The sequence below is a fragment of the Virgibacillus sp. W0430 genome (assembly GCF_051846935.1).
Lineage (GTDB): Bacteria > Bacillota > Bacilli > Bacillales > Amphibacillaceae > JBPYCR01.
On sequence record NZ_JBPYCS010000006.1, the window covers coordinates 124,911 to 150,466 of the forward strand.

Genomic DNA, 25,556 nt, shown 5'->3' on the forward strand with positions numbered 1-25,556 from the left:
GTTATACTTATTAAGGGGCGTTTTATAAAATTAGAGTTAGGGGTTAGTAAGAATTGAAAAGTATTATATATAAAATGGTTAACGAATATTGGAGTCCCTACATTGCAATTGGGATTGCCGGTGTTTTAAGCGCACTTTATTTTTGGATTACAAATACCGTATGGGCAGTTACAGGTGAGTTTACGAGATTTGGTGGCCATATACTTTCCAGCATCGGCGTAAATATTACCGATTGGGATTATTTTAATATGATTAGCATGGAAGGCACAACATTAACACGAACAGACGGTTGGATTATTTGGGGAATGTTCATCGGAGCCTTTATCATGGTTTTATTCGGTAACAACTTTAAAATTAGAAAGCCAAATCAAAAAAGGCGTTACGTCCAAGCACTTATCGGAGGAATAATTGCCGGTTTTGGTGCAAGACTTGCTCTAGGTTGTAATTTAGCTGCATTTTTCACTGGTGTTCCGCAATTTTCATTTCACGCTTGGATCTTTATGGTTGCTACAGCAATTGGTACCTATGTCGGCTTCAAAATTATTAACATGAAATGGTGGAAAGGAAAACCTTTATTAAAAAAGGGAAATGTCGCCCAGTCCACCACAGAAAAAAGAGTCATACAGCCATACATAGGCGGAGCCATTGCAATCGTTTATTTCATTCTTATTGTATATTTCTTCTTCACCGGCAAACCAATGCTCGGCGTTGCTGCAATATTCGGATGTGCGTTTGGTATTTTAATTGAAAGAGGACAAATTTGCTTCACTTCCGCTTTTCGTGATTTATGGGTAAGCGGTAGAGCGACAATGGCAAAAGCAATTGGTGTTGGCATGGCAATTAGCACGGTATTAACATTTATCGTTATTATGTATTACGGATTAGAGCCAATCACAAAAATTACTGCACCAAGCACATTGATTGGCGGAATTTTATTCGGAATTGGAATTGTCTTAGCTGGCAGCTGTGAAACAGGTATGATGTATCGGATGATGGAAGGTCAAGTTGTGTTTTTACCTGTTTTTATAGGAAATGTACTTGGAGCTACGTTTTTGGCATATGCTTGGGATCATATGGCAGTATATACGATTTTCGTTCAAAGTGGTTCAACTATAAATCTACTGACAGCAATGAAACCTGCCTATGCACTTATTATTACATTACTCATGTTAGCCCTTTGGTACATCGTCGCCAATTACTGGCAAAAAAATTACCGTTTTGGGATTGGATTTAAGAAAGGAGCATAAAATTGGAAATTAACCTTACATTAGACGTTCGTGGAGAATCGTGCCCGTACCCAGTTATTTATACGTTGGAAGCATTAGAAGATATGGAAAAAGGAGCTATTTTGCAAGTTGTTGCTGACTGCCCCGCTTCTTTTAAAAATGTACCTGAGGAAGTTGTTAAGCACGGATACGAGCTCGCAAAAGAGCCTGAGAAAAAAGGACGGGATTTATACTTTTATTTTATAGCGGGATAAATCTTTTCCCCCAAATAAACGAAAAAGAAACCGTTCATCTCAAAAATAGCCGTACGTGGGATATAAATAAATGTCCACGTACGGCTATACTTTATTTAACTTCATTTTATAAAAAAGGCACCCTTCTTTCTATTATCATCATACATTTCTTCTAAACTTCTTTTACAATCGTTCCTGCATAAAAGTCGTGTGGCAATTGCTTTCCTTCATTTTTTTCAAATGCTTGTCGGTTACCTAAATAGCTAAATGAGCTTACTGTATCTCTGTAAGCCATTCGTTTTATAAGCTGACGCCTAGTTAATTTGGCACCGTGTTCTCCTTCCAAAGTTAAACCAAGCTGCTTATAGCCAATAGTTTGTCCAGTTTTACGTAATTGTGCATATTCAAGAGTCCACATTACTAGCGTAGGTGTGAGTAAGGCATGAATCGCTTCTTTCTTTACCTTTTTGCGCAAAAGACATTCTACCCCTGCAGTAACGGCAGTCGAAACCGCTAAATCAATAAAAAAAGCTTTTGTTCGTTTTTTAGTAATTGCTTTCATTTCAATCCCCCTCGTACAGGCGTTATTATTCCGCCTATTGTTTCTAACTGTTTCTATAGCAATAATCGGGTATGTTATACCCGATACTTTGCACTGCTGGCGGACGCTTTCCGCGGGCATCGCTTGAGCCTGTTCGGAAGAAAACCACTTCCTGTGGGGTCTCAAGACGCATGCTTTCCCCGATGGAGTCGCCGCCTTTCGTTCCAAGTAACTAATAAGTGCAATCCGTTGCTCATTTCATTTCAGCTAGCCTTTTAGGATCTTGATTGTTCTTCAAAAACATATAGAAGGACGCGCCAAAAATAGCGATATACCCTATTATACTCCACCTATCCGGTATTTGACCAAACAGCACAATACTAATTAACGCAGAGTACACAACTGTCGAATAGAAAAAGATCGATATCTCCTTGGCAGGTGCGTATTTATACGCAACCGTAATGCCAAACTGACCTATCGTCGCAAATAAGCCAGCTGCCATTAGATAGATCCATTGCTTTACAGTCATCGGCTCATAAAAGAATACGACAAACGGCAACAATGCAGCCGTCGTGAAAAAGGAAAAATAAAAAACAACCGTATAAAATTGCTCCTTTTCTCCAAGCACGCGCAGAACGGTATACGCACCTGCAGCGAAAAAGGCAGATAATAAGCCAATTAAATACGGTACGACTTCTACATTAAATGCCGGTTTAATAATAAAGAACGATCCTGCAAATGCAATCATAATCGCAATAACTTGAAAGCGTCGCACATATTCCTTCAGAAAAATCGCCGCAAAAATCATCGTCAAAAACGGACTCATCTTGTTAAGCATATCCGCATCCGATAGTACAAGATGATCGATTGCATAAAAATTCAACAGAATACCAACTGCACCTAGAGCAGAACGGAGCAATAAATACTTCTGGTTCTCTTTCTTGCCAAAAAGACGCGCTTTAAAATACTTCACAAATCCAAAGGCGATAACCATTGAAACCGCATTGCGGAATAACGTTTTTTGTACGGTAGGCACATCTCCTGATAGCTTTACAAACGCTGCCATAAGAGAAAACCCAAATGCCGACAAGAGCAATAACAAAATCCCTTTATTTCTGTCACTCACGGGCTTCTTCAACCTCCAACTTATTAAACCTTAATCATCTTTCCTATCTTAATACAAATGGGTTAATTTTGACAGAAATGCACCTGATAGCATTTACTCAGCTCGTTTTCCATTCGAATTAGCATGCGTATGAGTAAAAAATATTTGTGGGGGGACAGATGCACGAATCTAACTAGATAATATGTGATCAATTTTACTTCGAACGATATACACATGAATAACACCGTTGACTTTCACTGCAGGTGGATGCTTTCCGCGGACACGGAAAGCGTAGTGTATATGTACTGCGGTCGGTAGGAATCAATACTAAAATTAACGAATACAAAGAGAGGTTTTTTTACTTCTTAAAATAACACCCACAAATACGTGACTCAATCTTAGCATGCTAAAGTGTTTATTTTAAGCAGGAAATAAGGTATTCTATGAATAGAAAGTCATACGATAATATAAGACCGCCCATGTAGTTGCATGGAACGGTCAAGCGTGTGATAGCCCTTCAAAGGGGCGACTCGCACAAGAATGAAATAATCACCCTATTTGCTTGTCAGGCGCAAGGGTGGTTATTTCATTTTTTTGACAGAATAGCCACGACGACTGCTCCCAAAAGTGAGCATTACAATCAATGACTCAAATACTGCCATAGGCATCACCTCTCTTTAAAAAAGGAAAGAAAGTGAGCCACCACCAATGAAAGCCTTATTACACTGCTTACAGCATATCGCACAGGAACATTTATTTCTATGTGGAGTTTAAAAACGAGGTCTGCCGTTTTGGCAAACCTCGTTTTTTCATTCTTATTTTCTATTCCTTGGCAACCTTTCAAGCGGTTCGGTAGCTGGTCCTGCAACAACTTCTCCTGTCGCATTAAAACGTGATCCGTGGCACGGACAATCCCATGTTTTGTCGCCGTCATTCCAGTTAACATCACAACCCAAATGGGTACAGCTTATATTCAAGTAATGAAGTTTTCCATCATTGTCTTTAAAGACACCGAATTTTTCTTCATCATTTTTTTCAATAATCGTTCCTTCCCCATTTTTGAGATTGCTTATTACTTTTGTGTGCACCGCATCCCCATAGCTTTCAGTACTTTTTGTTTGTTGCAGCTGCTCGACATCTGGAATATTTCGTTGCGGGGAAAACAACTCCACATACGGATTTTCTCTTTCCATTACTAGATCGGTCAACAGTTGTGCACCTATTGCAGCGTTTGCTAATCCCCACTTACTAAATCCGGTTGCTACAAATATGTTTTCTTCCTCCGGGTGAAGACGCCCAATCATTGGTATACGATCCTTTGTAATTAAATCATGGGAAGACCAGCGGGCAGCGATTTTCCGCGCATGGAACGTCTCTTTGGCAACAGTTAATAAGCTACAATACCGCTCAAAATCCGAGCTTCCGTCTCCGACTTGGTGACTTTCGCCGCCGACTAACAAATATGACTTGCCGTCGGATCGCATCGTGCGAAACGTTCGTTTTGGATCGTCACAATTAATATACATGCCATCTGGAAATTCCCCTTCTCCTTCACATGCAAGTGCAAAGGAAATTTCCGGCTTCGTGTTTTTTGCATAATAATTTTCAGGGTCGTGCACTGGGTAATGTGTTGCACAAATCGCTTGGCCACAACGAACGGTATGTTCTTCAGTTGTTTTAACTTTAACTGGATGTCCATCCTGTACCTCTGCTACAGCTGTATGCGCATATATACGTACACCCATCCTATCAAGTTGCTCGACAATTCCAGCTAAAAAAGCAACTGGATGAAATTCATATTGTTCATGCATCACAACGGCCGCTTCGACATCGATCGGCGCAGGAAAATCTGTTGTAAGCCCCCCTGGAATCGCTAATTGCTTATAAGCTTCAGCTTCTTTTTTTACGTAAGCTGCTTGCTCTTTGGAATTGGTGTACACGTATGCATTTTGTTTACGTAAATCACAATTAATACTATGTTTTTCTGTCAATTGTTTAACGATATCTATCCCTTGCATATTTGCTTGGTAATAAAGCTGAGCTCTTTCCTTTCCGTATCTGCTTATAAGCTCATCATAAATGAGATTATGCTGCGCACTTAATTTGGCTGTTGTAAATCCGGTTGTCCCGTGTAGCAACTCACGTGCCTCTAACAATGCAACACTTTTCCCTTCTTTTGCCAACTTATACGATGTCAAGATGCCAGCAATTCCTCCACCAATAACGGCAACATCGACAGTAAGGCTTTGATCCAGCACAGGAAAATCAGGCACCACTTTCGTCTGATGCCAAAATGACGCTGTATCTTCAGGTAATTTCGCTTCAGACATCTTTAATCCCTCCTACAAGCTTTATTCGACTATTCCCATACTGTTGTCCGAATAAAACATGAGAAGGGGATACGAATAAGATGCTGTAAGGGGAAACTTTTCACACATTTCGCGAGATGATTAAAGTGTGTACATTTTAACAGTATCAACACGGACCACAAGTGTGAATCCACTAGTCATGTACGGTTCTACCTTGCTGAGGAGCGTTCCTCCTTTGATGCGGGCTCCTATTACGCCAACAATATTAAAATAGTATTCATTATACAAATGCTTTAAAAGTACTGCTGCTAGTGGGTAATGTTCTTTATATCGACTTACCTCCTAAGTAAAAAGGTGTCAACGAACAAAGGTTTACAATTTTTCACAACAATATACTTTAAGCATTAAACCATATTTTTTGCTTTTTCCACTCAATACTTATAGACTGTTGTATTGCTTGGCTTTTTTACACCAAATAAGTATCTATCCTTGCGAATGGAAGTGGCGATAATTAATAAAATGCTAAAACCGACTATTATTTCTATCTCTATGGCTACTGTTATGGCGGGGGCTGCAATTTCACCAGCTCTTGGGCTAATTGCGAAGGCATTCCCCGATGCGAGTCCTACAATGATTAAACTCATATTAACTGCCCCATCGATCATGATCATTCCTTTTTCTTTTCTATCAAGCTATTTAACATATAAACTAACAAAAAGAACAATTATTATGATTGGGTTAGTCATTTACTTGCTCGGCGGAATTGCTCCTCAATTTGTGTCATCAATTGAATTGCTATTAGCGTTACGTTTGCTTTTAGGTGCGGGAGTAGGTCTAGTCATGCCTTTATCCATGTCGCTGATTAATGACTATTTCACTGGAAAAGAACGAACGAAAATGATGGGATACAACTCTGCTTTTAGTAATGTCGGCGGAATCCTGACAATGTTATTAGCGGGATGGCTTGCAACGTTTGGATGGCAAATTCCTTTTAATGTTTATTTCTTAGGGCTCTTTATCTTTATACTTGTTTTCTTCTTTTTACCTAAGGGTGAAATTCAAAAACCTTCAAAACGTGAAAACAAATCGAAAGTACCACTAACCGTTTATGGATATGCACTAGCAATGGGCGGCATTATGCTAGCTTATTATTCCATTGCAACCAATATGGCATTATTTTTAGAACAGAACAATATAGGTGGAGCGGCTCTTGCTGGGACTGTTGTTTCTTTTACAACTGTCGGGGGGATGATTACGAGTCTATTCCTTGTGCAAATCGAACTCACTTTCAAGAAATATATTATTCCCGTTATGCTTTCTGGAATGGGGCTTGCGTTTTTTATTTTGACATTCACAAATAGTATACCTCTTGTTATTTTGAGTGTTTGTTTAGTCGGGTTCGGGCAAGGTTCATTATTTCCAATCATTACTCTCAAAGCATTAGATAGCGTTGCTCTTCACCAAGGTGACCAAGCAGTTGCCTTAACATCCAGCTGCACGTTTTTAGGACAGTTTTTATCTCCAGTTGTACTGGATGGATTCGGAAAGCTTGCTAATAGTTCTTCCATACGATTCCAATACGGCACACTCGCCGTTTCAATTTTAATCATTGTTTTGATTAGTACAATTTATATACTGAAGAAGAAGCACTGAAACGTGGTGCATTTGTAAGCAAGACTGTAAACTTGCAAAGCTGAGTGAAAGTGGGTGTATTTCCCTTTTTAATGACAAAATGGACATAATGCTTATGAAATTATGAAACTCATTCATTTTAAAACGAGGCCTGCTATAAGGGCAAACCTCGTTTTATCCGGTCTTATTTTTATTTCTTAACGTGAAAATTTTCTTTTATTATTCTCCCATAAGAGGATTGCCCGCATTATCAATCATCGTCACTGCTTCATCAAGAACTTCTTGTGGTACAATAATTTCATTATGTTCATTATACTCATCGACTGTCACTGCCCCATCGATGGAAACGAAGTACCCCATTTCACCGTCCGATACTTGCCCTTCATAGTGAATATTATAATATTTTACATAATACGTATCTTTATCAATGGTGATTTTATAAGAGTTAATTACATCTTCCAGTTCCATTGGAAATTCTTTACTTACTTTTTGCAACATCTCTATCGCCCCACCATAAACGGTGGACATAAACTGATCATAAGTGCCCGAAAAAGTAAGCACGTATTCGTTCTCTTCTTCGGAAACTTCAAAATTTGAACGAAACGCCAAATGGTCATCAATGGTTGCTTCTGTAATAAACGCTGATGGTTGCTGGGATCCATTCGGATTGGGAATTGTTCCCCAATCTACGTCGTGTACGGAAGAGTGAATATAATGCGAATCCGGCATCTCGTAAACTTCAGATATAATCAGGTCATTACTATTGCTTTGGATTTCGAGTGCAAAGTGTTTTGAATATGGTTCTTGAAGGAGCATCGTCATATCTATCGTTTTTTCTTCTATATCCTCTTGATCATCAATCTTTTCATGAACTTCCATACTTGCGTTCATATGGACACTTGTCAGTCCAGCCATCGCTTCAAAGGACTGTTGCAAAACATGCGCAGCATCAATTTCACTCGCACTCTGTTCTTCAGATGCAGCTTCCGCTTCCTCCATTTCTTCCGGATGTTCTATTTCTTCCATTTCCGCTGTTACTTCTACTGATTGATCTGGTTCTGCAGGTTCAGCTGTAGCTTCTTCTCCCTCAACCCTGCTTCCGTCCGTGCTGTTTTCCGAATCATTTTGGCTACATGCCGCTACGAACAAGCATACAAAAAACAGAAACACATTTGCCTTCTTCAACTTGGTTCTCCTCTCTCTTGTTCCTAAATACTAAATGAAAGGAACATCTCTTTTTTTCCTCCTATTTTTAGCTGAGCATTTGAGAAGTAAACAGATCATACTTTCAAATAGCTATCAGGAACACTTTTTCATGTATCATTAAAATTGTTAGTAATATTTTTCTTTGTCTTCGTCCGGTTATTTATTGGTCGGTAATCCATATATGACTGAGCCTGTATTTTCATCAGATGCAAATATATTGAATTGAAAATATTCAGGTGAGTCGGAACTTGATTCTCCTGCGCCCAACATATATGTTTTGTCTTCATCCATTTCTGAGATACTTTCCATGGATATCTCCAATGCCTTATCCTCGGCATATTCTTTTACCTTGTTATATACACTTTCTGGATCTTCTGTAAATGTAAAGGCAACAGAATAAGAAGTGATTTCATTTTCTGTTGTTGTAGTCGCCATTTGCAATGCAGCGCTATCGGGAATTGGAAAATCTGTTGGAAAGCCTTCAGGAATTTCTGTACCCTCTCCTGATTTTGATTCGAATTCCCCTTCATCTGTTTTTATCTTCATCGTCATATTTCCTTCTTCATCAGATTCAATGTTCATACCGCCTTCTTCGCCATCTGCCCCCTCTACCTCAACATTAACTTTGCCATCTTTCAAATCACCGACATCAATGGTTGTTTTTTCTCCATCTTCCCCGTCAATGGTGAATTTACCGCATCCGATGAGTATTATTCCTAGAATAGCGATTATCAACAGTTTCATAGAATATTTTTTCATTACCTTAACTTCCTCCTTTTTAATGCCTATCATCTTATTAAATTATAGAAACACAAGGTTAGTTCAACGTTAACTCACAAATAAATAGTTCTTTTGACCTATGAAAGTTAATTTATATTATTTTAACAAATAAAATAAGACCCCTCATAAGTTTAACTAACTTACGGAAGGTCTTATATCGTTTTATTATTATGGGCCCGCTATTCAATCTGTTAAAGGTGCCATGAAAGCAATCTTATACAGCATAAAAATTGTTAAGAAACCAGAATGTATACTCCAGATTGCTTAATCTTTAGCCGTTTTAACGGATACACCTTGCTCTGTAAATACTTCCTTAGCAACTTTTAACGCATTAAGTACACTTGGAAATCCTGTGTATGGGATGAGGTGCATGATGCAACCAACAATTTCTTCTGGAGTTAAGCCTACGGAGAGACCCGTTTTGACATGCATTCCAATCTGCGGCTTCCCTTGAGCCACAAGAGCTGTAATCGTTGTAAGCACTTTTTGTTTATTATCTAAACCCGGTCGTGCATAAATATCTCCAAACGCAAATTCGACTACATATTTGGTTAAATCAGGCGCGATATCTTTGAACGCTTCACCAATATCCATAAAGCCAGTTGGGTTGTCATCACCTGCTTGTGTGAGCTCCTGAATTTTATCCAACCCTTTTTGATAACGATCTTCTGTCATTTTAATCTCCCCCTAGATTCTATTTCTTTCCATTCATAAAAGAAACACTTGAGATTCTCTCAAATGCCTGTAGACATGTTTATAGACTTTCTTGTTGGAAATTTCATATAAGAGCGATTTCCATTTATTTTCTTAACAATGCTAGTATATAATCTTTATCATAATAAGTAAAATGAATAATGATCGATGATGGAATCGCGTATTTTTCAATCAATAGTTGGAGTCTTGATAAACACCCTTTATATCGGTTTATCTATTTTTTAACCCACTACGATTCCCTCGTTGGCATATACCGCGCTTTCTGTAGGCAATGCCTCAACTAATTTAAGCAGTTCTCTCAACTTCTTAATTGGATTTCCGGCTGTTGCTTTTCTCACTGGAGCATCATAAATTCCATTCGCTTAGATGAGTAATATATAAAAAGAACGTAAATCATTTTACCTTTACAAAAATCGTTCATAATAAAAAGAAAAGCTAGGAATGACCCTAGCTTTCACTATTTATTCGGAGTATCCATATGCAACGGTGGAGGAACGAGCCATCCCTTCTCTTTATTTAACTTTAATACCTTTACGCCAAATTGCGCTTTATTAACATGAAATTGACCGAACAGTAGACCAATATCTTCACGGATTGATTGCCCCATAATTGTGCTACACGCAACTAACCCTTTCGCAACATTCATTGATAGTAATCCACTAATTTCCGGGTCTGTAATGCGTGCACCAGCAGGAATATCTTCCAAATTCGCTTTTGGACGCTCAGGAGGCGATGGTGGCAAAGCAACACCATTCGCTTTTAGCAACTCCTCAATTTGTTGGGTCTCACCCTTTGCCCCTTGTATAGCCTCTTCAAGAAGCTTTTTTAAATCATCATCCCCTGTATGATTTACGAACGTTTGATACATGGATATCATCCCCTTTTCTGCAAAAAGGTATGTCCACGTCGCAAAAACCTCACCGTAATGCATTGGTTCATTTTGAGGATTCCCACTTAAAATTCCCATAATCGCGCTCCTTTAACTTTTTAGTTTTTTTCATTGGATAGTGTGTGTCTACTCCTTAGAAATATTCGTAGATACGAAAAAACACTTTAAACTAGGGAAAAGCTAGAGAAAAGCCTTATATGATAAGGTAAACATCCCAACAATTTAACTGAAAAACCATAACAACATTCGGTTTAAGGCTTTGCACTATCCGGAATGAAGCATTTTTTTTGAAAACGCTCCAATGTTGACGTAAAGTTAAACTAAATCCAGATATTCATCATAATAATTATTACTTAAAGGAGACATTGAAAATGAATTGGAAGGAAATTACAACAATCGAGGAATGGGACGAGATATTCAAAAAATCGGCCACTAAAGATCAAGTCATTCTTAAACACAGCACTACGTGTCCAGTCAGTACGAATGCTTTAAACGAATACAATGCTTATTTAGAAGATCGTCCGAACGAAAATATAGATTATACGTTAGTAAAGGTGAGAGAATCTCGACCGGTTTCCAATAAAATCGAAGCGGATTTAGACGTTAAACACGAATCGCCTCAAATCATTTATATAAAAGACCAAAAGAAATACTGGTCTGCTACACATTGGTCTGTAACAAAAGCGCATATGAATGCAGTCATGAATTAAAAAAATAATGTACAAGTGCTCATGCATGTAAAAAAACAGCACCTCAATTGTTAGCCGTGTCTAGCTACTGAGGTGCTGTTCAATGAAGCTGTTTTTTAGTTATTTATAAATGCGACATTGAGCTGACGTGCACGTTCTATTTTATTATATACAGTGATTCATACGATCTGTTTTATACATAACACACTAGCTCTACATCCATCACCTAAACGATACATCCATACTGAATTCATTGTTTTGAACGTTGGAAGCTATTTTCCCGCCTTGTTTATGAATGAGCTGCCAAACAACATATAAGTCATTCATATGTACCATTAGCTTCTTTTGTTCAAAATCATCGTAAAGCATGAACACATCCATTTCATTTGATTGATTTATCATCAATACTTACTTTAACTATTAGCGGTTTCAAAAGTCCGATATAAAAGTGCTAAGATCTTTTGCGCTTCCTTTATCCTATTGAACACGTATGATTACTTTTTTAACCAGTTTTTCGCTTTTAAGGCGACTTCCTGTGTAAGGCTGTGACCGTTCACCCAAGCGGTTGTAACCTCAGCGCCTCTTTCTTTAAATAGATTGATGACTCGCTTACTTTCAGATTCAGGTACAATCGGATCGCCTTTACCAAGTGATAGGAATACTTTCACGTCACTGAAGTCCTGTTTTTCTGCCACGTCTGCCGGATATAGCGGAGCAAATAAGGCCGCTTTTTTAAATGTAGCAGGGTGTTGGAGCATCATTTGTATTGCAATGTTGGAGCCATTTGAGAATCCAACAAAAACAGCATCTTCAAGCTTAAAATCATATTCGTTTGATTTTTCTACAATAAACTTATAAAGTTCATTCCCGCGAAATTCAAGATCTGCCCAGTCGTACTGGCCTTCCCCATGACGTTTGAAGAATCTGTTCATCCCATTTTCCTGCACATTTCCCCTAATGCCTAAAACGTTATACTCCGGATTAAGTAATTCCGCAAGAGAGACCAAATCTGTTTCTGAACCGCCTGTGCCATGGAGCAGTATAAATACGGGTGCACCTTTTTTATTTTCATTATAAATATACTTCATTCGTTTCCAACCCCTTACATTTATCGTTTTATTTAGGACGTTCTATTGTAAACAGCCTGCCTATTTCAGCGTAATCATTACCGGCCAGCCTGCTTACGGCATTTAATTTCAGCGGGTCTATATATCCATTTTGATAGATACTTTCCTCTATATGATAGTGTTTTACTCTCATCATTAAAACATCTGTAGTAGGAATATTATCGTCATTAAAAATAACAATTGAATCATACAATTCTGTTTCAAATCTTACTTTGGCTTCGTTTAATCCCGGAACAGTGACAGCTTTTGATTTTGCTGTAGTAAAATTTGATAGATCGAGCTCACTTTCATCGGGACCCAACGGTGCTGAAGTCGTATTCGCCGCTTCTACGTTATCTGTATCAACAACTTGGATTACCGCCTCTTTATTTTCAAATATATTTCTGGCGGTGTCCTTTGATTCTCCTTCAGAGCGCTGCACTGCGATAGACAGCATGGGTGGGCTGTAAGTGACGATGTTGAAGTAACTGAACGGTGCGACATTGACTATACCTGAATTTGACATTGTTGAGACTAATGCAATCGGCCTTGGTACGACTGATCCAATTAGAAGTTTCTTCTTCTCTTTTGTCGTCAGGTCTTGTGGCGAGAAATTCAACATTTTTTTCATATACTATATGTCCAATTCAGGCAGCAATGTTTCATATTCCTGCCTATTTTGTTCATATTGTTCCGGTAACTTAAGCGCTGTCCCTAGTAATTCCTTATCTTCATCTACGAAAAAGCCCGGGCCATCTGTTGCAAATTCGAATACGACATTTCCTTTTTCCCCCATATAGATGGAGTTAAAATAATTTCTGTCTCTAACTGCAGTGACGCCGAAGCCTTCTTTTTTTAGTTTCGACTGCCATTCTTTCAACTCGTCCATCCCCGACACGGACCAAGCGATATGGTGAACCGTTCCGATCCCGAATCTTCCAGTCGGCTGCGGCGGGATTGAAATAACGATGTGATGCTTTTCCTCGCCTATTGTTTCAAAGTGATGATTTTCATCAGCGCTATCCAGTTCTTTTAATCCCATGAGATCTGTAAGCAGTACTTTCGTCCCTTCCGGATTTCCGGACAATAATACAGCTCCATGAAAGCCAAGGATGTCTTTATTATTCGCTTCTGTTCCGTCTTCGACAATTGCGAGCTCAAGTCCATGAGCATCAACGAATTCAAGTGTGTTATCACCAAAAAGTTGCGTCATTTCAACTTGAATATGTTGAGCCTTCAGATGCTCCTTCCAATCGTCCATGCTACCTTTTGGTACTCTAAAAGCAATCCTTCCGACCTGGCCACTCCCCTTTTTACCATAGTTATTGTTCGTCCAAGGAAAGAATGTTATGACCGTGCCAGGTGAATCGTTGTGATCTCCAAAGTACAGGTGATAGACACTAGGGTCATCAAAGTTTATCGTTTGCTTAATTAGACGGAGTCCTAAAACATCCCTATAAAATTTCAAATTTTCATTCGGATCTCCTACAATGGCGGTTATGTGATGGATTCTTTTGATTGTCTCCATGTCATCTTCTCCTTTTTATACGATTAAGAACGCGTTGTATCGAATGGACGAATCTGCGCTTCTATTTCTTCTCGCTTTGGCTCGAGAAAAGGTGGTAGTGAAAGGCTTTCTCCTAGTGTTTCGTATGGTTCATCCCCCATGAAACCAGGGCCGTCTGTTGATAGTTCAATGAGAATATGTCCGACACGTGTATAAAGTGCTTCAAAATAGAAGCGGTCTACAATACCGGAGTGTTGTATTCCCATTTTGTCGTATTTCGCTTCCCACTGTTTAATCATCTCGTGATCTTTCACTCTAAACGAAACATGGTGAACCTGTCCGTATCCTTGACGAGCTGAAGTTGAATCATCATTTCTCAAAATGACCTGCCCCCCATTGCCACCCTTTCCTACCTCAAGTAGTGTCACGTTTTCTTCTTCACGTATTGGTTTCATCCTATAAACGTCAGTAAGCATTTTTTTGAAATCCTCAAAATAGCTTACGGTAATTTCAACGGGTCCTAAGCCGTAAATTGCTTTATTTTCAGGTACCGGTCCATTTTTCCAAGGTATCCCCGGTGCAACCCCTTTATTGTTTTCATCAGAGAACAATTGATACCTCTGGCCATCGGCTTCCTCAAAAGGCAACACTTTTTTACCGAATAGCTCTTGAATACCTTCGTTTTTTACGTCAAACTCTTTGAAACGTTTCAAGTAATAGTCAAGGGCCGCATCGTCAGGCACTCTTAACCCTGTTCTAGAAATTGAGTTCGTGCCAGGAATTCCTTTTGGAATGTTTGGAAAGTCGAAGAAGGTCATGTCTGTGCCTGGGGAACCGACATCGTCTGCGAAAAATGTATGATATGTATGAATATCATCCTGATTCACTGTTTTCTTAACCAATCTCATTCCAAGTACTTCGGTGAAGAACGTATAGTTCCTAAGTGCATTATCTGTCATCGCCGTAACGTGGTGAATTCCAAGTAGTTCGTCTTTCATTTCAATAAACTCCTTTGTAGTTGATTTAAATGCAATTATCTCTAATTCGAGATATTAACTTATTTTAAAACTCGTGCCCTTTACATGCACAAGCTTTATTTTAATAAACTTTCAGCGTGTATACCAATGCGTTTAAGAAGATTGATTGCCTCTTCCACTTCGTCATTATCCCATTCCGCGAAAATAGTGTTAATCAATGCCTCTTGTTCTTCAACGCGTGTGTCCATATATTGTTTACCCGCTTCAGTGATGCAAGCAAACATTTTACGCCGATCTTCTTTACATGGCTTTCTGTATAAAAACCCTTTATTTTCAAGCTTGTCTATTACGTAGGTAATACTACCTCCACCCATGAGTACTCTTTTTCCGATTGATTGAATCGGTTGGTCACCCCTATGGTACAAGAGTTCCATCACAGCGTACTCATTTAAATTAATTTCCTTTTTCAGGAAGTCCTGCTTAATCAGTTTCTTGACAGATTGTGACGATTTGATAAAGACGGTGAATGCTTTGATTCGTGGATCTTGCTCTTCCATTTCTGCACACCCTTTATATTAATTAAAATTAATTATATTAAATTTAATGTAATTAATTTTATAACGAAAGATCGGACAATGCAACCCTTAAAGCTTATTCATATTACCTTTAATATATTTACTTCAAATTGAGTAGTGATAAATAGGTGCAATTATTAGTAATGTGTATGTACAGTTTGTTCCACTGCGATTTTAGATCAAGAATAAAATATCGAATTATTCCGGAACCCCTTATCGATCTGCTGTTCAATATAGAACCAACGGTAACAACTTATGTACCGAATAATAATTCAATTACCAGTATGAAGGTAACTAAAAACAAATTAATGGTAGCTAAAACTTTCAATGTAATTATATCAATAGAAACAATTAAAAGAATAAGGTTTGTCGCAACTACCTATATAACCAAAAATAGGGCAATCAGAATAAAGAAACACACTCCAATGCAAATGAAACAGCATTGAAGTGTGTGCAATAAGGCTATTAGCCCTCTATAGCTAACTGGAACGAAAAGTCGACGGACTTCTGCGGAAATAGCACGCGTCCGAAGATCACTGTAGCGACTCGAATAGAGGAGCTACAGAAGCGGAGGACGTGCCCGCGGAAAGCCTGTCGGCTGTAGCAAGTCAGTGAAATCAGAGCGCAAGCTTCCATGTTTCGTTCTACTTAATTAGTACGTATTCCTCGAATTAAAACATCATCACCTCATTTGACAAAGAACCATAATACGAGCTGGCAAAATTATGGCATATTATCAGAAACGTAGTGAATTAATCTAAGCTATCAAATGACAAGCATACTCATAATATTCACCGTAACTACCTATTTTTGACTTACATACCACCCAGTGGATATGATTTGATTCGGATTATTAAATACTATCTTTTACAATTCAGATCATATTTACTATCTTTATAAGTTGCAAAAGCTAAAGTCTCATTTAGCCTTGCTTTCTGAATCGTTTATAATAATAAATTGATAGACCTGTAATTAATAGGAGTAAACCAATGAACAAGTATGCGTACATATTTGATGCTGTCTTAGGTAATGTTTCCCCTTGCTCATTATCTTTTACATCTTCATTATTATCATCAATTGATCCTTGATTACCGTTTGAGTTAGTATAATCCGCAGTTGACTCTTGTCCACCAGCTCCATTATCCCTCTCATTTGCATCAGGGCTTGCATCAACTGGTGCTTCTATCTCTAATAAAGTAAAGGTACTAAATTTATCGATCGCAAATTTGAAGCCAACAGGTCTGTCCTGATCGTAAGTGATTGTACCCTCTTGAATAGCAATCGTTCCATCACTATGCTCAATAAAAACGCGAATGTTATCTAATTTCATACCCTCATAGTAGAACTCTGTAATTGGTAGTATAATTTCTGTACGATATCCAGAATAATTTGTTTCAATTTCTTTTGGTGTTCCTACCATTTTTGCAATCGCTTCTTTATGAATAGAATTCAAGAGTGATTTTAAGGATGCGTCTGCTGTGATTCTTTTTTCGATATCGTCTCTAGCTTGCTGATTGCGTACAGGCACCACTCGGAAATATAAATCTAATAAGCTTTTATTCAAGCGGTTTATTTCCTCTTTACTTACTAAAATAGTCGCTTGATCTGTTATAACTTCTAAGTCACCTTGGATTTTCTTTAAGGCAGATGAGTTAATTTCAATAGCTAATTCATCTGCTGGATCATTTTGATTATCAGTTAAATATACAGAAAAACGGTTATTCAAGCTTGAAGGAAGCATGTTCTCATCAACAATGAGCTTATCTATCTTATTTATAAGCAGATTATTGTCGTCGTATAGATTGATACGTTCGATTACGTCCAAGGCTTCCGTTTTCTTACCATACTTAATTCCTGCTTCGCGTTTTATTGATTCACTTTCCTTGTAATCAACTAAGTTACTTTTTACGATTAAAAGAAATGTTTTATTGATCGAATAACCAGCTTTAGAAACTGTTGCTGTTAAGATAACTGATTCCCCTTTTTCCTGTCGATGCGTAGTAGCACGATGACCATCAATTGAAATTACATCTGAATTACTAGAAGTCCAGTCAATCGCTGTATCATGCATGCCTTCCGTTAACATTAAGAATGGTAATGTAATACTTTCCCATGTATCTCCTTCACTGAATGTAAAAGCTGTTTCGAGTGTTAAATCGTTAACTACTTCTTCTAACTGCTCTCTAATTTCTTCTTCTGTTAAATCCTTATACACTGCCTTAACAGTTACAGGTTCTGACGGCATTTTAAAGGTTGTTTCTGCTGACGCGCTTTGCTTAAAGTCAACTGCTCCTTTTGTAACAACCCAGGAGTTGAATCGCTGTCCATTAGGAGCTTCTTCTGCAGTAATAGTGACTATTGTACCAGGGGTGTACACGCCATCGCCTGTACCATTCTCCACTGCTACCTCATAAGGAATTACTTCATACGTTGCTTTTACTACTACTGGATTAGCAGGCATTGTGAACGTAGTAGTTGACTTTTTTGCGTTTGCTAATGTCACATCTCCACTTAGTACTTCCCATGATTTAAACCGTTGTCCATCAGGTGCTTTATCGGCAGTGAGCGTTACTGTTTCTCCCTCAGCATACGTACCTGCTCCAATTCCATTTTGTACTTCCATCGTATAAATAGACTCATAAATTGCTTTTATTTCTATTGGACCAGCTGGCATTGGAAACGTAGTAGTTGACTCTTTTGCATTTGCTAATGCCACATCTCCACTTAGTACTTCCCAATTTTTAAACCGTTGTCCTACAGGTGCTTTATTGGAAGTAATGTTTACTATTGTACCAAAGGTGTACGCCCCATCCCCGCTACCATCAATTACTTGAGCAGAATATGTAGCTTCTTTCATAACTTTTTTATCTGACATGTTTACATCATTTGGTGAAATGGTAAACGTGATTTCACGCTCTGCTGCATTAGTAGAAGTAGTCGTAAATGCAACAGACCTTAAAGCTGCCCGATACTCCTCAACAGTTGCCTCTCCTGTAAGTGTTAATACACCATTTTCATTATCATACGTTCCCGTTATGCCACTTTGATTTTCATATAAAAGCTTATCCCCAATTTCGAAATTATCGATAACAACGCTTGCCTTGTCTAACGTTGGACGAGAGTAAATATCGATCGTAATATGTGCATCAATTATTACCGATTGGCCAATTTCAAAAGTTGTTGACCCGGAAGAAGTAAAGATACCTTTATCCTCCATTAAAACTTCAATCGGAGCCCGATCACTTTGCACACCGTTATCAACGATTGAATAATAATATTTTTTTCCATTTGTATTCATACTTGGTTCAATGACCAGTTCAGTTCCTGAAGCGATTGGTTTCACATCGTTTTCATTCTCGTAGAAAATATATGTTTTTCCTGCTTCCGGAGTTACTGTATACGCTTGATCCTCTTGCTTCGTTATACTCATTGCTGCGGGTGCTGCGGGCTTTGGTGCTTGCACATAGTTATCATTTTCTTTAATTCCAGCCGACGTATACTCACTATCAAATAAAACACCTAGAATCTCATGTTTGGACCACGAACCGCCTGTAGCTGATGAGAATCCTACAAAGACATCCCTCGTCTCACCAAAAATATTTTTTAGATTAATAGGATAGTCTAAGTGTGGAATTTCTGGCTTTGTAGCATCTCCATTATTATCCTCAGCGAAATACACCTTCATTTGACCCGCACTATAATCAACCCAAACCGAATACTGCTTTGTATCATCTTTGTCAATGCTCGGTAAGTTTTTTGAGGCTAAATGCTGCCTATAATTACCATTTTTCATTATAGCGATATGACTTTCAGAAGGGTCGATACCAGGATTTCTATATGTATCAATCTCCACTACGACACTCGGTGTAATATCACTATATCCCATTCCTTCTCCCTCAGCACCAGCCGTATTACTTTCACTTTGAATTACAAAAGCAATCCCATCAGCACCTGAAGAGTCAGATTCAGATATTTTAAATGAATATTTTGCATTAAAAGATAAGTCCTCGCTTAAATGAATACTATTTTTCATATAAGCAAATCCTTTACGATTACCTTCCGCAGGCGTTAAAACAATGCGGTCATTTTGCAAAACAGCGTCATGACCAATATTCCAATATGCTGATGTAAATGGATCATTTATCCCTAGATTCCTGTCCCCTTGCGCAATGGTTATTGGTTGTGATGCAGCTGCCGAGGCACTCATCGGCTTTGCCGGCAACATCGGCAACAATAACATAATAATGATCCATATGCTGATCCCCTTGTTCAACCGTCTAACATTTCGTCTCTTCATAAAACCCCTCCATCATTCATTTTTTATATAAAGGTAAACTCCTAAACGCGATTAATAAACAATCCTTTACGCCTATTTATATTGTAAGAAATCGATGCGATACTTATAATACAGCCGAAACTAAGCCTTATATACTAGAATTCACATTAACTCTTAGCAATCGGAGTAAACCACTCCTATAGCTATTTTTCTACAGTTTCCTACAAAATTATATATTACGACACTAAACATAGACTTAACATTAGAAAAGCTAAGTCTATTTATCTAGTAAAATAAACCTAGCTTTTCTCGAAAAAAAATGTGATTTAATTATTCGCTTTCCATTCCTTATACCATTGATTAACTGTGCGATTCATTGGTACGTGCATTTCTTCTTGATAAAATTGTTTTAGTGTTTTATAAAGTCGGACAATATCCTGACTTCGTTTTTTCAAAGCGTATAGTTGAAATAGCTCCAACACAATCGTGTCATCGTGAAAGGGTAGCTCTAATACTTTCTCATAATACATAATTGCTTCATCAATCTGTTTAGCTTCAGACAAGCAACGTGAAATATCGATTAACCGATTTCTATATAGATTTTGTAAATAAGTCTGCTCGTTAGTTGCCCACGTGTAGTCCAAATTTTCCATGTAACGTCCTCTTGCAAAGGAAAGTGCTGCAATACAATCTCTAACATTTTCTTGTGTAACAGTTGGGTAACTTTTCAAATGCTTGTACCACTGATCTACATCCGTCTCAATCCTTTGACCTAACACCATTTGATACGAATCATTTTGAAACTTAATAGATATGTCAAGCTGGTGCGTGCGTAATAACTGACGCAAGCGATAGATCGTCATATGTAAATGGGCAGTAGCTTTTTTATCTGTGGAATCTGGCCAAATAATATCAATTATTTCAAACTTTGAAATCGCTCTTTCTCGAAAATGTAGTAATAATAAAAATAATTCCCTTACTCTACCAGAACGCCACTTTAAATCAATTTCTTTGTTATTCACTTGAATAAATACATTTCCCATCACATATATCGTAGTGACCTCCAATGACTTTTCAAGGCTTCTTTTTTCCTTTATTCGACTTTCGATTCGATCTATTGTGCGTGCCATTCTCTGTAACCGCACCGGCTTTAATAAATAGTCAAGTGCATATTGTTCAAATGCTTCTACAGCATAATCCTGATAAGCAGTGATAAATACAATTTCAATTTGCGGTTGCATCAACTTCAATTTATTCGCAAAGGCTAAACCATTCATTTCAGGCATTTCAATATCGATAAAAGCAACCTCCACGTGCTCTTTCTGCGCCCAAGCCAATGCCTCTGTTGGGGAAACAAAAGAGTGTATATTTTCTTTTTTTACTCGTTTATCCTTTTCAAAAATGTGCTTCAAATGCTCGAGCGCCATTCTTTCATCATCAAGTAAGAGGAATTTCATTATTAATGCCCCCACGATTTGGAATATGTACTGAGATCGTTGTACCTTTTCCTTGTACACTTTCAATCGATAAACCATACCCAAATAATCGCTCCATTCGTGTCTGAATATTGTGCAATCCAATTCCTTCACCATTCGAACGGTTATTATGTAAAATGGTATGTAGCTTATCTTCTGCGATTCCTATGCCATCATCCGCAATAGAAATGATATGACCTTCCGCTGTTTTTTTAATAGTAATCGTAACCGTGCCACCTTCTTTTTTCATATTTATTCCATGACGCACTGCATTTTCTACTAATGGTTGGATAATAAATGGCGGAACAACAAAATCTACACCTTTCTCAATTGAAACGATAACCTTTAGCCTTTCTTCAAATCTAGCTTTTTCAATCTTTAGGTAAGCAGAAATAAAATCTAATTCGTCATGGATGCTCACCCACTGTTCTTTATTATAAAAATCAAACTTCGCACGCAAATAATCACTTAATGATAATACTAACTCATACGTCTTATCTCTATTGGTTAAAACCAAAGATGCAATTACGTTTAATGCATTAAATAAAAAATGCGGTTTAATTTGTGCCTGTAAAAAAGCGAGCTCTTTCTCATCCACCTGACTCGATTTCTCTGAAACAATGTTAAGTGCTTCTAATAGTTCATAGGATAACTCGGCACTTTTTCTATAATAAAGTGTGTATCGATGGATTAATAGGGATGCGATAGCAATACTAAAAACAGCCATACAAAAAAATGCAACATTCATATTTGACGTTAGTCCAAAGCTATAAATAGTAACATCAAACCAAAACTGAAATACACAAAACATTGCAACAACTAAGGTTACATGCTCCACTGAATTATTAATAACGTGCTTTTTGTTGAAGAATAACCAAAAGACTCTAAGCCACATGATAAAAAATGCACAAACACCAAAAATCATATAAAACGTTAATGTTCCTAAGTATATTTCCAATGGAAGCGATAGTGCAAACAAGATTAAAAAGCCAAATATAATTGCAATTACATTTCTCACTCGATTCGATAGAAATGTGGCATTTATTTTATTTACAACCAATAAGACAAAAATACCAGATAACGCATTCACGATATGGCCAAAGCGTAATGTTGAACTCAACGTTATTTCGGGAATAATAATCGTTATAATTCGCTCACTATAGATACTTCCCATAATACCAAAGCATACACAAGCAAATGCTAAAGCAAAGGTTGCTGGCTCCTTTTCCCGATAATATTTACTCGTTACAAATAAAATCGCATAAAAAACTCCTACCATAAAAACAATAAATATCATCGCAAATTCAAATATAATACTCTGCTGGTGACTTTTTATCATTTCTCTTTGCGAACCAAATAAAATTGGTCTGGATATACCTCCAACAATATATTCATGATTGGATGCTTGTATAATAATTTCTGCAGTCGATTCATTCATTTCAAAATATACCATTTCAGAATTATTACCCGGAATACTTTTTTCCATTGTCTGCGAAACCTTACCGTCCTCTAGCACCAGCTCACCATTGACAAATATTTTACTTGCATTGCGAATATTTGATTTTTTCATTCCAAAAAAATGATTCTCAGGAATATCCGTTATCCTCATCCGATACGTTGCAAACCCTTTATTTGCATATCGATTGCCATCAAGGTCACGAATCCAGCTTCCTGGAACCTTAATATATGAAGGTGTTGTATCTAGTTGCCCTATAGCTTCAGAGGTAAGTAGTTCCCCCCAATAAAATTCCCATTCACCATTTAATTTTAATATGCCGTTGTTTGCAAAATTCGTTTCCGATATATTTACTTCCCCACGCTTAACAAGCCCCTCATTATGTAGAGCATGCCAGTAATAAATGCCTAAGCCAACGATAATGAAACATAACAGCCATAGAACTACTTTCCTCGTCCAATTCAAATCGCCGCTCCTCTCTTACTCCCCTTTTTCAGAGCTAAATCAGTAACAAAATGTGCAATAAAAGGGATAATGTTGGTTGGATAACTGGACATCGTGGTTGGAGATTCGTATGATGAAAAATTCAAGTGGTGCCTCAATTTAGTAAAAAAGGTATGTTAGAAATTTTAAACTAAATTTGGCTAAAATGATAGGGGAAATTGTATAAAAGTTGATGTACTAGCAAGGTTTATACGTTCTGCTTTATATCCGCATGCCAGTATAGGGGGAATTTTATCTATACCCGTCACTCTTTATGAATGTAGGTTTACTAAAAAACAAGGATATACGCTAGGACAGATGCTGAGACATAAAGAAAAATTGTATGAGTAAAATGTTTGTGGGGGAACAGATGCACGAATCTAACTAGATAATATGTGATCAATTTTACTTCGAACGATAAACACATGAATAACACCGTTGATGTTCACTGCAGGTGGATGCTTTCCGCGGGCACGGCTTAGACTCCTCTGCGGTCGGTAGGAATCAATACTAAAATTAACGAATACAAAGAGCGGTTTTTTAACTTCTTAAAATAACACCCACAAATACGTGACTCAATCAGAAAAATCATTGCAATTGTCTATCAATATCTTATCGTTTACAATAGGTGTTATTTGAACCAAAGTTGGCTTTTACTTCTTGGCCGTCCCATTTTTAATAAATGATTTTATGCATAATTATAAAGCAGATCAGAAATCTTTCTTAACCTTCTGTACCGTCATTACATCCACAACCAAAAAGGGTACAAAATTGAACTAAGCAAAGCTAGCAATATTTTTTCACACAAATCTTTCCTCACAGACGGATTATTTCCTTTCAGTAACTACGATATTTATATAAAAAGGTAGGAGAATCTAATGACCTCCTACCTTTTACAAATAGAGTAAACTATTATTGTTTTAATTCCCTTCTGCGAATAAATACGAAAGAAATTCCACCTAGTATTATAATGGTAAATCCGATGGCAATTATAAAGAAGGTGTTCGTTGCCGTCATAGGTAACCCCTTACCATCCTTACCTCCACTGTCATCTTCTACAGTAACGGTTGTCGTACTTTTGTCATCATCGCCATTGGAATTTCCTTCACCTTGAGGGTCTTCTGAACCCGGTCTTTCCTCGTTTTCTGGTGTTTCCGTACTAGACTCTTCTGAATCCGGCTTATCCACATCTTCTGGTATTTCCGTACTTGGGTCTTCCATTCGAGGATAATCTTCGTCCACTGGTTCTTCAATATTAGGACCATCTTCTACTAATGCAAACACACCGTACGTAGAGAAATGATTTGGATTTATGGTGATCGTGTTTTCACTAACATCCATTATACCATTTTGTACTTCCCACAGTTTCAAGACCTCATTGTAATAATAGATATCAACTTCTGTGCTGAACCCATTCCCATAAGACATTGTCAGCTCAAATGAGTCATAAAAACTTTGTCCTTCTAAGTATTCGAAATGAAATTCTAATACATCTCCAGCCCGCTCAATACCTTCTGCATCTGTTACAATTGCCGTTTCACCTTGATCTGTTATCGTTACAAGTGTAAATAAAGGTAGATCACTTGGGAAAGTGATTGTCGTACCCGTATTTTCAACCGTTCCGATCTGTCCTGGGAAAACTTCTGTCTTAGTACCAAGTGGAATGCTCAGTTCTATAGGTATGACCGTAACTGTAATTGTTTTTTCTACTTTTTGACCACCGTTATCCGTGACCTCATACGCTACTTCGTATGAACCTGGAACTGAAATGTCAACCTCATCTTTAATCACATTAATAGCGTCCGTTAAAATACCACTTTCTTTATCTGTTGCTGTTACTTGGTCTAGAGCATCAAATTGACTACCCTGTAAAATACTTATGTCTGATGCATGGATAACTGGCTTTTCATCTACTACCCATTTTATCGGCTGTGTAACGGTTCCAGAAACTCCGTATTGTTCTCCATCATCAAATGTAAACGTTCTTTCCGTTTCCGATCCGGTCAATCCATCCCATTTAATTGTCGGATTCCTATACGATCCATCGATAACATTTACTTTGTCAAAAACTGTACCATCTATATCAATAAGTGGATTGTCAATTTCTAATGTTCTAGAAGTTAATAACACTTCGACTTCATCCAGTTGAATGCTTTGGTTATCGAATCGGCCTGTAGCGTTGTTAAGGTCTTGTAATGGAGAGAAGTCATTAATATGATTATGACTTAGATAAATTTGTGTAAGTTGCTCTAGGTTTTGTAATGCTGTGATATCACTAATGTGATTATGAAAAGCATATAAATGTTTTAAATTCGTTAAATTTTTTAGTGCTGTACTATCACTAACGTCATTCTGGCCAATGTGCAAGAATTCTATG

Annotated in this window: 22 protein-coding genes; 4 read left to right on the forward strand and 18 right to left on the reverse strand. The window is 37.7% G+C overall.

The features are described 5' to 3' along the window. Positions 1-74 precede the first annotated feature (74 nt). On the forward strand, positions 75-1,247 hold the full coding sequence (yedE, locus tag ACLIBH_RS05240) for a selenium metabolism membrane protein YedE/FdhT (RefSeq protein ID WP_439315666.1): 1,173 nt from the start codon (positions 75-77) through the stop codon (positions 1,245-1,247). Positions 1,248-1,249: 2 nt separating this feature from the next. Then, on the forward strand, positions 1,250-1,480 hold the full coding sequence (gene yedF / locus ACLIBH_RS05245; RefSeq protein ID WP_439315640.1) for a sulfurtransferase-like selenium metabolism protein YedF: 231 nt from the start codon (positions 1,250-1,252) through the stop codon (positions 1,478-1,480). Between the two features lie 151 nt (positions 1,481-1,631). Here yedF and ACLIBH_RS05250 read toward each other — a convergent pair whose 3' ends face one another. The 4 genes from ACLIBH_RS05250 to ACLIBH_RS05265 form a co-directional block, all read right to left on the reverse strand. Next, positions 1,632-2,021, reverse strand: coding sequence for an RDD family protein (locus ACLIBH_RS05250; RefSeq protein ID WP_439315641.1), 390 nt, complete (start codon positions 2,019-2,021; stop codon positions 1,632-1,634). Positions 2,022-2,253: 232 nt separating this feature from the next. Beyond that, positions 2,254-3,126 carry a DMT family transporter gene (locus ACLIBH_RS05255; protein WP_439315642.1) on the reverse strand — a complete coding sequence of 291 codons (873 nt, stop codon included), beginning with the start codon at positions 3,124-3,126 and terminating at the stop codon, positions 2,254-2,256. A 794-nt stretch (positions 3,127-3,920) separates the two neighbouring features. Then, a complete protein-coding gene (locus tag ACLIBH_RS05260) occupies positions 3,921-5,435 on the reverse strand; it encodes an FAD-dependent oxidoreductase (protein ID WP_439315643.1) in 1,515 nt (504 codons plus the stop codon). A gap of 410 nt (positions 5,436-5,845) precedes the next feature. Next, entirely contained in the window at positions 5,846-6,058 is a 213-nt protein-coding gene (locus tag ACLIBH_RS05265) for a hypothetical protein (RefSeq protein ID WP_439315668.1), read from the reverse strand. Here ACLIBH_RS05265 and ACLIBH_RS05270 point away from each other — a divergent pair. Further along, entirely contained in the window at positions 5,976-7,067 is a 1,092-nt protein-coding gene (locus tag ACLIBH_RS05270) for an MFS transporter (protein WP_439315667.1), read from the forward strand. The two genes, ACLIBH_RS05265 and ACLIBH_RS05270, sit on opposite strands and share 83 nt — an antisense overlap. Before the next feature lie 198 nt (positions 7,068-7,265). Here the strand turns inward: ACLIBH_RS05270 and ACLIBH_RS05275 are convergent, their stop codons facing one another. From ACLIBH_RS05275 to ACLIBH_RS05290, 4 genes are all read right to left on the reverse strand, one after another. After that, positions 7,266-8,231, reverse strand: a complete 966-nt coding sequence (locus ACLIBH_RS05275) for a DUF6612 family protein (protein ID WP_439315644.1) — start codon at positions 8,229-8,231, stop codon at positions 7,266-7,268. Positions 8,232-8,408: 177 nt separating this feature from the next. Further along, a complete protein-coding gene (locus ACLIBH_RS05280; protein WP_439315645.1) occupies positions 8,409-9,011 on the reverse strand; it encodes a hypothetical protein in 603 nt (200 codons plus the stop codon). A gap of 285 nt (positions 9,012-9,296) precedes the next feature. Next, positions 9,297-9,707, reverse strand: a complete 411-nt coding sequence (locus ACLIBH_RS05285) for a carboxymuconolactone decarboxylase family protein (protein WP_439315646.1) — start codon at positions 9,705-9,707, stop codon at positions 9,297-9,299. A 496-nt stretch (positions 9,708-10,203) separates the two neighbouring features. Further along, the gene (locus tag ACLIBH_RS05290) at positions 10,204-10,713 is read right to left on the reverse strand and encodes a DUF3231 family protein (protein WP_439315647.1); all 510 of its coding nucleotides are present in this window, start codon (positions 10,711-10,713) and stop codon (positions 10,204-10,206) included. 293 nt (positions 10,714-11,006) lie between these two features. Here ACLIBH_RS05290 and ytxJ point away from each other — a divergent pair, with 293 nt between their 5' ends. After that, complete coding sequence (gene ytxJ / locus ACLIBH_RS05295; protein WP_439315648.1) at positions 11,007-11,345, forward strand: bacillithiol system redox-active protein YtxJ; 339 nt, start codon at positions 11,007-11,009, stop codon at positions 11,343-11,345. A gap of 201 nt (positions 11,346-11,546) precedes the next feature. On the opposite strand, the gene ACLIBH_RS05300 is transcribed toward ytxJ, so the two are convergent. The 10 genes from ACLIBH_RS05300 to ACLIBH_RS05345 form a co-directional block, all read right to left on the reverse strand. Then, positions 11,547-11,726, reverse strand: a complete 180-nt coding sequence (locus ACLIBH_RS05300; RefSeq protein ID WP_439315649.1) for a hypothetical protein — start codon at positions 11,724-11,726, stop codon at positions 11,547-11,549. 92 nt (positions 11,727-11,818) lie between these two features. After that, positions 11,819-12,412 (reverse strand): alpha/beta hydrolase, encoded by a 594-nt coding sequence (locus ACLIBH_RS05305; RefSeq protein WP_439315650.1) that lies wholly within the window; start codon positions 12,410-12,412, stop codon positions 11,819-11,821. Positions 12,413-12,440: 28 nt separating this feature from the next. Continuing rightward, entirely contained in the window at positions 12,441-13,061 is a 621-nt protein-coding gene (locus tag ACLIBH_RS05310) for a flavin reductase family protein (RefSeq protein ID WP_439315651.1), read from the reverse strand. A 3-nt stretch (positions 13,062-13,064) separates the two neighbouring features. After that, a complete protein-coding gene (locus ACLIBH_RS05315) occupies positions 13,065-13,958 on the reverse strand; it encodes a VOC family protein (RefSeq protein ID WP_439315652.1) in 894 nt (297 codons plus the stop codon). Between the two features lie 23 nt (positions 13,959-13,981). After that, positions 13,982-14,935: a ring-cleaving dioxygenase MhqE gene (gene mhqE, locus ACLIBH_RS05320; protein ID WP_439315653.1), complete on the reverse strand. Its 954-nt coding sequence runs from the start codon at positions 14,933-14,935 to the stop codon at positions 13,982-13,984. A gap of 95 nt (positions 14,936-15,030) precedes the next feature. Then, complete coding sequence (locus ACLIBH_RS05325; RefSeq protein ID WP_439315654.1) at positions 15,031-15,471, reverse strand: MarR family winged helix-turn-helix transcriptional regulator; 441 nt, start codon at positions 15,469-15,471, stop codon at positions 15,031-15,033. 940 nt (positions 15,472-16,411) lie between these two features. Next, the gene (locus ACLIBH_RS05330; protein ID WP_439315655.1) at positions 16,412-19,786 is read right to left on the reverse strand and encodes an InlB B-repeat-containing protein; all 3,375 of its coding nucleotides are present in this window, start codon (positions 19,784-19,786) and stop codon (positions 16,412-16,414) included. 305 nt (positions 19,787-20,091) lie between these two features. Next, entirely contained in the window at positions 20,092-21,222 is a 1,131-nt protein-coding gene (locus tag ACLIBH_RS05335; RefSeq protein WP_439315656.1) for a response regulator, read from the reverse strand. Continuing rightward, positions 21,203-23,161: a histidine kinase gene (locus tag ACLIBH_RS05340; RefSeq protein WP_439315657.1), complete on the reverse strand. Its 1,959-nt coding sequence runs from the start codon at positions 23,159-23,161 to the stop codon at positions 21,203-21,205. Before ACLIBH_RS05340 ends, ACLIBH_RS05335 begins: the two co-directional genes overlap by 20 nt. Before the next feature lie 930 nt (positions 23,162-24,091). Next, on the reverse strand, positions 24,092-25,556 hold a 1,465-nt coding region (locus tag ACLIBH_RS05345), incomplete at its 5' end, for a leucine-rich repeat domain-containing protein (RefSeq protein ID WP_439315658.1).